The sequence below is a fragment of the Streptomyces sp. NPDC104814 genome (assembly GCF_055583185.1).
The window spans coordinates 38,768-47,815 of record NZ_JBVJOL010000009.1; the positions used below are offsets into that span (position 1 = coordinate 38,768).

General features: G+C 74.3%; 8 protein-coding genes. 4 read left to right on the forward strand and 4 right to left on the reverse strand.

The window, feature by feature from the left end; translation table 11 throughout:
* Nucleotides 1–236 precede the first annotated feature (236 nt).
* From ACZ64A_RS26835 to ACZ64A_RS26850, 4 genes are read left to right on the forward strand one after another with little or no spacing between them, the layout of a single operon-like run.
* The gene (locus ACZ64A_RS26835) at nucleotides 237–1,784 is read left to right on the forward strand and encodes an ABC transporter substrate-binding protein (protein ID WP_469813840.1); all 1,548 of its coding nucleotides are present in this window, start codon (nucleotides 237–239) and stop codon (nucleotides 1,782–1,784) included.
* Entirely contained in the window at nucleotides 1,781–2,746 is a 966-nt protein-coding gene (locus ACZ64A_RS26840; protein ID WP_469813842.1) for an ABC transporter permease, read from the forward strand. The genes ACZ64A_RS26835 and ACZ64A_RS26840 overlap by 4 nt, the downstream gene beginning before the upstream one ends.
* Nucleotides 2,747–2,790: 44 nt before the next feature.
* Nucleotides 2,791–3,618 carry an ABC transporter permease gene (locus ACZ64A_RS26845; RefSeq protein ID WP_469813844.1) on the forward strand — a complete coding sequence of 276 codons (828 nt, stop codon included), beginning with the start codon at nucleotides 2,791–2,793 and terminating at the stop codon, nucleotides 3,616–3,618.
* A complete protein-coding gene (locus ACZ64A_RS26850; protein ID WP_469813845.1) occupies nucleotides 3,615–5,417 on the forward strand; it encodes an ABC transporter ATP-binding protein in 1,803 nt (600 codons plus the stop codon). The genes ACZ64A_RS26845 and ACZ64A_RS26850 overlap by 4 nt, the downstream gene beginning before the upstream one ends.
* A 120-nt stretch (nucleotides 5,418–5,537) precedes the next feature.
* Here ACZ64A_RS26850 and ACZ64A_RS26855 read toward each other — a convergent pair whose 3' ends face one another.
* The 4 genes from ACZ64A_RS26855 to ACZ64A_RS26870 form a co-directional block, all read right to left on the reverse strand.
* The gene (locus ACZ64A_RS26855) at nucleotides 5,538–7,088 is read right to left on the reverse strand and encodes a D-alanine--poly(phosphoribitol) ligase (protein WP_469813847.1); all 1,551 of its coding nucleotides are present in this window, start codon (nucleotides 7,086–7,088) and stop codon (nucleotides 5,538–5,540) included.
* The gene (locus ACZ64A_RS26860) at nucleotides 7,085–7,363 is read right to left on the reverse strand and encodes an acyl carrier protein (protein ID WP_469813849.1); all 279 of its coding nucleotides are present in this window, start codon (nucleotides 7,361–7,363) and stop codon (nucleotides 7,085–7,087) included. The genes ACZ64A_RS26855 and ACZ64A_RS26860 overlap by 4 nt, the downstream gene beginning before the upstream one ends.
* 115 nt (nucleotides 7,364–7,478) lie before the next feature.
* Nucleotides 7,479–8,162 (reverse strand): Crp/Fnr family transcriptional regulator, encoded by a 684-nt coding sequence (locus ACZ64A_RS26865; protein WP_469813850.1) that lies wholly within the window; start codon nucleotides 8,160–8,162, stop codon nucleotides 7,479–7,481.
* Between the two features lie 30 nt (nucleotides 8,163–8,192).
* Nucleotides 8,193–8,987, reverse strand: coding sequence for a thioesterase II family protein (locus ACZ64A_RS26870; protein ID WP_469813852.1), 795 nt, complete (start codon nucleotides 8,985–8,987; stop codon nucleotides 8,193–8,195).
* Nucleotides 8,988–9,048: the final 61 nt, after the last annotated feature.

Genomic DNA, 9,048 nt, shown 5'->3' on the forward strand with positions numbered 1-9,048 from the left:
CCCGCCCGCGCCGCCGCGGCGCCCGCGCCCGCTGCGGCGCACGCGGTCGTCGGGCGCGCCCGCGCGTCGCGGTGCACGTGTGCCCGCCCGGCGAGGGTGCCGCCCACCCGGTGTCGGGGGCGCAAGTTTGAGCGGACAGCGGGCGCGGTGGGGCGCACTCTGCCACACGGCCATCGCGTCGTTCCGGCGGCGCGGTGCCGCTGTCGGTATTCACGAACTGTGAGGAGCCTTCTGCCATGTCACGGGTCAACGGCGTCGACCGGCGCCGCTTCCTGCAGTGGGGCGCTGCCGCGACGACGGCAGCCGCGAGCGCCACGGCCCTGTCCGGCTGCGGTCCCGAGACCAGCGGTCCGGGTACCTCCGCCGCCGCCGGGGGCCGGCTGCTGCGGGTCGGCGCGACGGACGCCACGGGCACCACCACCCTCGACCCGCGGCACACCGGGTTCGGCGCCAGCTACATCGCCCTGTACCACCTGTACGACCAGCTGATGTACCTCAAGGACGGCGGCTACGCGCCGGGACTCGCCCAGTCGGTGCAGCCCAACCGCGACGCCACCGAATGGACCATACGCATCCACGAGCGCGCCGTCTTCCACGACGGCTCCCCGGTCCGGGCCGCGGACGTCGCCTACTCGCTGCGCACCCTCGCCGGCCCGTCGTCCACCCGCGCCACCAACTTCGCCGACCTGGACCCCGACCGGCTCAAGGTGGTCGACGCCCACACCCTGAAGGTGGGGCTGCGCCGGCCCCGAGGCGACTTCCGCGATTCCGTCCTCGCGGTGTTCTCGCCCGTGTTCCCCGAGGGCACCGCCGACAAGGACTTCGCCCGCGGCATCGGCTCCGGCCCCTACCGCCTGGAGGGCAACGACGGCAAGAACCTCCGTCTCGCCGCCAACCCGTCCTACTGGGGCGGGGCCGCCGGCTTCGAGCGCATCGAGCTGGCCCTCATCGCCGACCCCGCCGCCCGGCTCAACGCCCTCAAGAGCGGCCAGATCGACTACGCCTTCGGCATCTCCGCGACGGGCGCCACCGCCGAGCGCGGCAACCACGCGATCCGCGTCCGACGCGGCGGCACCGCCAACTCCAACGCGCTGTCCTTCGCGATGAACCAGAACCTCGCCCCCTTCGACAACCCCGACGTGCGGCGCGCGGTACGCCTCGCCGCCGACCGTGACGCCCTGGTGGACCGGGTGCTGCTCGGCCTCGGCAGCCGGGGCGACGACGTGGTCGGCAAGGGACTGCCCGGCTACGCGATCGCCGCCGCGGGCCGCCGCCGCGACACCGCCGAGGCCAGGCGGCTGTTCGCCCGCGCCGGCGTGGACTCGCTGACCCTGCACGCGGCGGACACCGTCCCCGGCTTCGTCGCTGCCGCCCGCCTCCTGGGCCAGCAGCTGAAGGAGGCCGGCGTGGAGCTGAAGGTGGAGCAGGTGCCCGCGGACACCTACTACGCCGACCTCAAGAGCCTCGGCCGCATTCCGTTCCAGACGTTCTACTACACCAACCGGCCCGCCTCCGTGCACCTGTCCGCCACGACCGTCAAGGGCGCCTTCTTCAACGTGACCGGACTCGGCGAGCCGCACTGGAAGCGCCTCGCGCAAGCGCAGGCCGTCGTCGACGACGCTGCCCGCCAGGCCGCGTTCGCCGCCGTCCAGCGCGACCTGTTCGACAACGGCGGCGACCTGCTGTGGGGATTCCGGGAGCAGCTGGACGCCTCCGTGCCCGGGCTGACGGGGGTGTGGTCCAGCCAGTCCATCCCCGTGTTCACCCGGGCCCGGCTCGCGTGAGAACCGCCGCCCCCCTCACGGCCCTGGCGCTGCGCCGGCTCTGCGGCGCCCTGGCCACCCTCCTGGTCGCCTCCTTCGTGCTGTTCGCCGCCGCCGAGGTGCTGCCCGGCGACGCGGCCGAGGCCGCGCTGGGCCCTGCGGCCTCACCCGCCGACATCGCCCGGCTGCACGCCGAACTCGGCCTCGACCGCCCGCTGGTGGTGCGCTACGCCGCCTGGATCGGCGCGGCCCTCGGCGGCGACCTGGGGCACAGCCTCATCGACCGCCGGCCCGTCACCGCGATCATCTCCGGGCCGCTGGCCGACACGCTGCTGCTCACCGGGGTGTGCGCCGTGCTGACCGTCGTCATGGCGCTGGTGATCGGCCTCGCGGCCGGGCTGCGTCCCGGTGGCCTCCTGGACCGGCTGCTCTCCGGCACCGCCGTGGCACTCGTCTCGGTTCCCCAGTTCGTCACGGCCGGCCTGCTGAGCCTCGTCTTCGCGGCCTGGCTCGGATGGCTGCCGGCCGTCTCCCTGGTGCCGTTCGGCGAACCGCTGCTCGCCCACCCCGAGGTGCTGGTGCTTCCGGTGACCTCCCTGACGCTGTTCTCCGCGTCCTGGGCCAGCCGTATGGTGCGCGCCGCCGTGGTGGACGCCGCGGCGGCCCCCCATGTGGAGGCGGCCCGCCTCGCCGGGCTCTCCCCGGCGCGCGTCGTGCTGCGGCACCTGCTGCCGAGCGCGGCCGCTCCCTGCGCCCAGGTCTTCGGCTGGCTGACCGGGGCCCTCGTCGGCGGCACGGCCGTGGTCGAACAGGTCTACAACTACCCCGGTCTCTCCCGTGAACTGGTCGGTGCGGTGCACCACCACGACGTGGCCGTCCTGGAGGGCATCGGGCTGCTCATGGCGGCGGCCGTCGCCGGTGGTCTGCTGCTGGCCGACCTGCTCGCCATGGCGCTCGACCCCCGGCTGAGGACGGCACGATGAGCCGGCCGTTCCCCTCCGCCCCCACCCCGCACAAGGACGGTGACATGACCACCGTGACAGCTGCCGCGGCCCGGCCGGACGCCCGGCCCGGGAGCCGCGGCGCGGTGCTGTGGCTGCTGCCCGTGGCCGCGGTCGTCCTGCTGGCCCTGGCGGGCCCGCACTTCGCCCCGCACGACCCGGCCCTCATCACCGCCGCCCCCTACGACCCGGCCGGCGGTCCCCTGCTGCTCGGCTCGGACGGCGAGGGACGCGACGTGTGGTCCCGGTTCCTGGCCGGAGGCCGGCCACTGGTGCTGCTGCCGCTGCTCGCGACCCTCGTCACCACCGTGCTGGGCACCGTGACCGGCGTGCTGGCCGGCTATCTCGGCGGCCGTCTGGACGCCCTGGTCTCCCGCCTCGACACCCTGCTGCTGGCCCTGCCCCCGGTCCTCGTCCTGCTGGTGCTGCTGCACGGCTGGGGCTACCGCACCCTCACCCTCGTCACCGCCGTCGCCGTCACCGGAGTGCCCTTCGTCTCCCGGGTCGCCCGCGCCGCGACGGCCCAGGTGGCGCACGCCGGTTACGTCGACCAGGCCGTCGCCCTCGGCGACGGGCCGGTGGCGGTGATGGCCCGCGAGATCCTGCCCAACATCGTGCGCCCCGTCCTCGCCGACGCCGGCACCCGGCTCGCCATCGCCATCACCCTCACCGCGTCCGCCGGCTTCCTCGGCTTCGGCCCCGACAGCCCCAACTGGGGCGCCATGATCAGCGAGAACATGGAGGGCGTCACCCTGTCGCCCTGGGGGGTGGCGGCGCCGGCCCTCGGACTCGCCGTGCTCACCGTCTCCGTCAACCTGGCCCTGGACCGGGCGATCTTGAGGTACGCGCCATGAGCACCGTCCACGACACCCACAGCCACCCGGCCGGCACCGGCGCCGGCGACGAGGCCCCGGAGCTGGTCTCCGTCACCGGTCTGACCGTCACCGACCCGCACGGGCGGCCCGTACTGGACGATGTGTCCCTGACCGTGCGCCGGGGCGAACGCGTCGGCGTCGTCGGCGAATCAGGCTCCGGCAAGACCACCCTGGCCCTCGCCCTGCTCGGCGCCCTGCGCCCCGGACTGCGCGCACGGAGCGGCCGGATCCGGGTCGCCGGCCAGGACCCCCTCGCCCTCGCCGGCCGGGACCTGCGCCGGCTACGACGGCACACCCTCGCGTACCTGCCGCAGGACCCGGCCGGGGCACTCACCCCCACCCTGCGGGTAGGCGCGCTGGTCTCCGAGCTGGCCGCACGGCGCACCCCCGAGGCCAGTGCCGCCGTCCTGCGGAGCGTGGGCCTGCCCGACGACGCGGACTTCCTGCGCCGCTTCCCGCACGAACTCTCCGGCGGGCAGCAGCAGCGGCTCGCCCTCGGCCGGGTGCTCGCGGCGGAACCCGCCGGCCTCGTCCTGGACGAGCCGACCACCGGGCTCGACGTGCTCACCCAGCGCCTGGTGCTCGACGAGGTGGCCCGGCTCGCCGCCGAACGCCGGCTGACCCTGCTGTTCATCACCCACGATCTGCCCGCGGCGGCCCGCCTCACCGACCGGCTCGCGGTCCTGCGGGCGGGCCAGGTGGTGGAGGAGGGGCCGGTGACCGACGTCCTCGGCCGGCCCCGGCAGCCCTACACCCGCGCGCTGCTGCGCGCGGTCCCCGACATCGGCCGGCTGCGGACCCCACCGGCCGCCGAGACCACCACGGCACCGACCACCACGGCGCCCACCAGCACGGCACCGGCCACCACGGCGCCCACCAGCACGGCGCCCACCAGCACGGTGCCGGCCAGCACGGTGCCGGCCAGCACGGTGCCGACCACCGCGGCACCGGCCGCCGCTGCCGCGCCGGACGCCGCGCCCGTGCTGCGGGTGGCCGGGCTGCGCGCCGGGCACGGGCGGGGCAGCGGCCGGCTGACCACCGCTCAGGACGTGTCCTTCACCGTGCAGCCCGGCGAGTGCGTGGCCCTGCTCGGCGGCTCGGGTTCCGGCAAGACGACCCTGGCGCGCTGTGTCACCGGGCACCACCGCCCCGACGCGGGCGTCATCGAACTGGCCGGGACGGCCGTGCCCGCGCCGCTGCGCAGCCGCACGCTCGATCAGCGCCGGCTGGTGCAGCTGATCCCGCAGGACGCGGGCGGATCGCTCAACCCGCGGCGCACCGTCGGAGCTACCCTCGCCCGGCCGCTGCGGGTGCTGCGCGGCTTCGACTGCCATGCCGCGGCCGCCGAGACACGGCGGCTGCTGTCGCTCGTGGGCCTCGAACCGGAGTGGGCCGACCGGCTGCCGCGCACCCTGTCGGGCGGCCAGCGGCAACGGGTCGCCGTCGCACGCGCGCTGGCGGCGAAGCCGCGGCTGCTGCTGTGCGACGAGGTCACCTCCAGCCTCGACGTGTGCGTCCAGGCCGAGATCCTCGACCTGCTCGACACCCTGCGCACACGCCTGGACCTGGCCCTGCTGCTCATCAGCCACGACCTGGGGGTCATCGCCCGGATGGCCGACCGCGTCCTCGTCCTCGACCAGGGCGCCGTACGCGAACAGGGCCCGGTGGCCCAGGTGTTCACCTCCCCCCGCCACCCGTGGACCCGGGCCCTGGTCGAGGCGGTCCCGTCCGTCACCGGCGAGCTGTCCCGCCGAGCGGCCTGCACCGACACGGCCTGACGGCCACGGCAGCTCCGAGCCGTCGAGGACCCGGGTGACGAAAGCGCCCCGCGCCCCTTTTCGGGGGCGCGGGGCGCCTTCGTTCGTGGCGGTGCCGTCAGTGCCGACGGCGGCCCGCTGTCATGTCGTCGTGGAGAGGGCGCCGGACAGGCGGCGCTGGGCCTCCTCGCGCAGGCGCAGCCGGTCCGTCTTGCCGTTGGCGTTCAGCGGCGGATCCGTCAGCGCCCACAGGTGCGCGGGCAGCATGTAACCGGGCAGGCGCCGGGCCAGATCCCTGGCCGTGTCCGTCAGCCGGGCGGAGGCGTCGTCGCCGACGACGAAGGCGGCGAGCTGCGGGCCCGTCGCGCCGGGCACCGCGAGGACCACGGCCTCGGTGCCGGGTGCACAGGCCCGCAGCGCCGCCTCGACCTCGTGCAGTTCCACCCGGTAGCCGTGGATCTTGACCTGTCCGTCGTCACGTCCGAGGTGGGTGAAGCCGTCCTTCTCCGTACGGCGCACCCGGTCCCCGGTCCGGTACCAGCGCTCCCCGTCGACCGTGAGGAAACGGCCCTCGTCGTTGCGCGGGTCGAGGTAGCCGTCGAACATCTGCGGCCCGGTGACGCACAGTTCACCGACGTCCTCGCCGACCAGGCCGTCGTCGACCAGGACACAGCGCAGTCCCGCGTTCAGCTCGCCGATGGGCACCGTGCCCGACAGCGTCCCCGGCTCCCACCGGTACGCGGTGCAGGCGATCGTCAGCTCGGTGGGGCCGTACAGGTTGTCGATGACGGAACCGGGCGCCGCCGCACTCCAGTACGCGGCGCTCTCCTGCGGCAGCGGCTCGCCGCAGAACACGGTGTGGCGCAGGCCGGGCAGGCTGCCGGCCCCGAGCAGCCCACGGGTGCGCAACGCGGCCACCAGGCTCGGCGTCGACGTCCACACGGTGATGCCCTGGGCGGGCAGGTAGCGGGCCGGGTTCAGTGCCTGGAGGCGGTTCAGTACCGTCAGGCAGGCACCGCTCGCCCAGGCGCACCACACCTCGAACATCGACAGGTCGAAGGTGAGTTCGTAGACCTGGCCGAAGACGTCGCCCGGTCCGAAGTCGTACCGCGGCAGGGTGGCGTCCAGGAAGGCCGAGACGTTGCCGTGGCGGATCGGCACACCCTTGGGGCGCCCCGTGGAGCCCGACGTGAACAGGATGTACGCCAGCGAGTCGGGTCCCTGCGCGGGCGGCCGGTCACCGGCCGGGTCGGGCACCCGTACCGCGGTCTGCGGCACCGGCCCGGTCCACGCCGCACGGCGCGGTGCCAGGACGACCAGGGGCGGCGCGGCCGCGGCCACCGTGTCCAGCTGGGCGGCGCCGGCCGGGTCGACGATCAGCGCGTCCAGACCGGCCGCCGCGGCGATCTCCCGGTTGCGCTCCACCGGGTACTCCGGGTTGAGCGGTACGGCCGTGCAGCCCGCGTACAGCGCGGCCAGGAAACCCAGCAGGCTCTCCTCGCTCTTGGTGGCGAGCACCCCCACCCTGCGCGGCGCCCGCGGGCCGCCGTGCAGCGCCGACGCCCAGGACCGTGCGACGCGGTCCGCCTCGGCGTAGCTCCACCGGCGCTCGCCGATGCGCAGCGCCGTCCCTTCCGGGTTGCGGGCGAGCCCGTCGAGGAACCAGTGGTGCAGCAGCTTGACGTCGCTCATCGGCCCAGGCCCGCGGTGCCGGGCGCCTCGCTCGGACTCGCGGTGAGCGAGCCGACCAGCTTCCACACCGTGCCCGGCGTGGTGAAGTTGGCCGGCACCACGGCCTCGTCGGGCAGCGACAGGCCGTAGTCCTCCTCGAGGGCCATGATCAGGCCCACGGTCGCCATGGAGTCCAGCCCGAAGGCCGCCAGCGGCAGGTCCTCGGTGAGCGGGGCACCGGCGTCCAGGCCGGGCAGCCGGTCCCGCAGCAGCTTCTCGAACTTCTCGTCCCACATGGGGCTCACCTCGCACAGTTGTCTGGGGTCTTTCGTTCGGATCAGGCCGGATCAGGGCGCGGCACCAGACCCCGCGAGCCCGGCATGATCCCAACGAGAGGCCCTGGGAGCACGGTCACACGCAGCGGCTCTCCAGGTAGGCGGCGAGCCGGTCCTGGTCGACGACCAGGCGCGACGCGGAGGTCACCTCGATCAGACCCCGGTCGCGGAAACCCTTGAGGAAGTGCCCCACACGGGAGCGGGTCGTGCCCACCATGCCGGCCAGCTCCTCGTGAGTGAGCCGCTCCGTGATGCACGGCCGCCGCTCGTCGCCCCGGCCGAGCTTGCGGGCGAGATCCAGCAGGATCTCACCGAGCCGCTGTTCGCTGTCCACGGTCACCAGATGGGTGATGGACTGCTGCTGCTCGGCGAGACGGCGCGTGAGGTGGGTGATGAAGTCGTCGACGAACCCCGCCGCGGTGATCGCGGACAGGAAACGCTCGTACGACATGCGGTGCACGACGCTGTCGCGCATCGCGATGGCCGCCTCCCTGCGCACCCCGCCGAGCGAACACAGCTCACCGAACATGTCGCCCGGCGTGTGGATGCGCAGCAGGCACTCCTTGCCGGAACGGGAGAACATGACGGTCTTGATCTGACCGCTCTCCAGGAAGTACACGTTGCGGTCCTGCCCACCGCAGCAGTACACGCTCTGGCCGCGTTCCACGGCCAGAGTCGTGGTGTGCGCGCACTGCTCGCGCAGGAAGTCCCGCAAGCGGGTGTCGAATCCGGTCGATGCGATGACACCCAGCGGATTCATCCGGCCTCCCCGTACATCGGCACACGCCCGTCATGCACCGACTGTACGAAGGGGCCTTCGAGAGTCACTCGAGTCCCGGTCCAGGCCGCCGAGCGCTCCGCGCAGCGCCGCCATCACCTCCTCGGGCGCGCCCTTGAGGTAGAAGTGGTCGCCGGAGAAGACACGCAGCCGGAAGTCCCCGCTGGTCACCTCGCGCCAGCCGGCCACCGCGTGCGGATCGGCGAGCGGGTCGGCGTCGCCGGTGAAGGCGAACACCGGGCAGGTCAGCGCAGGTCCGGGCAGCCGGGGCGGCCGGTATGTCTCGTTGATCTCGTGGTCCGCGCGCAGCGGCGGAAGGAAGTGCCGCACCAGTTCACGCTGGCGCAGCACCTCCGGCGGGGTGCCGCCCAGTTCGGACATCTCGGCGAGGAACTCCTCCTCGGACAGCTGGTGCACCGGTCGCCGGTGACTGGGCAGGAACGGCCCGCGGCGCCCGGACACCAGCAGTGCGCGTGGCGCGGGCAAGCCGTGTTCGAGCAGGGCTCGAGCGGTTTCGTAGGCGACGATCGAGCCGAGGCTGTGCCCGAACAGGGCGTACGGCAGATCGAGCCGGCCCGACAGCTCGCCGACGAGCTGGTCGACCAGGGGACCCATGCGGGTGTGCAGGGCCTCCCCGGCCCGGCGCTCCCGTCCGGGCAGGACCACCGGGTGCACGTCGACCCGTGGCCCCAGCGCTTTGCGCCACGGGTGGAAGAAGGCACTGCCGCCGCCCGCGTGGGCGAAGCAGAACAGGCGCAGGCCCGCGGCCTCCCCGTCGCCGGGCCACGTCACCGAAGAGCCGGACACGTCGTCTCCTTGTCGCTGGTGCGGATGCTGCTGCGCCGGCCGCCGGCGGCCGGATTGCCGG

What these genes read in the sequence shown, in the direction of transcription:
- ACZ64A_RS26835 (WP_469813840.1), top strand. Translation starts at nt 237, where the DNA reads ATGTCACGGGTCAACGGCGTCGACCGGCGCCGCTTCCTGCAGTGGGGC.
- ACZ64A_RS26850 (WP_469813845.1), top strand. Translation starts at nt 3,615, where the DNA reads ATGAGCACCGTCCACGACACCCACAGCCACCCGGCCGGCACCGGCGCC.
- ACZ64A_RS26845 (WP_469813844.1), top strand. Translation starts at nt 2,791, where the DNA reads ATGACCACCGTGACAGCTGCCGCGGCCCGGCCGGACGCCCGGCCCGGG.
- ACZ64A_RS26865 (WP_469813850.1), bottom strand. Translation starts at nt 8,162, where the DNA reads ATGAATCCGCTGGGTGTCATCGCATCGACCGGATTCGACACCCGCTTG.
- ACZ64A_RS26860 (WP_469813849.1), bottom strand. Translation starts at nt 7,363, where the DNA reads ATGTGGGACGAGAAGTTCGAGAAGCTGCTGCGGGACCGGCTGCCCGGC.
- ACZ64A_RS26855 (WP_469813847.1), bottom strand. Translation starts at nt 7,088, where the DNA reads ATGAGCGACGTCAAGCTGCTGCACCACTGGTTCCTCGACGGGCTCGCC.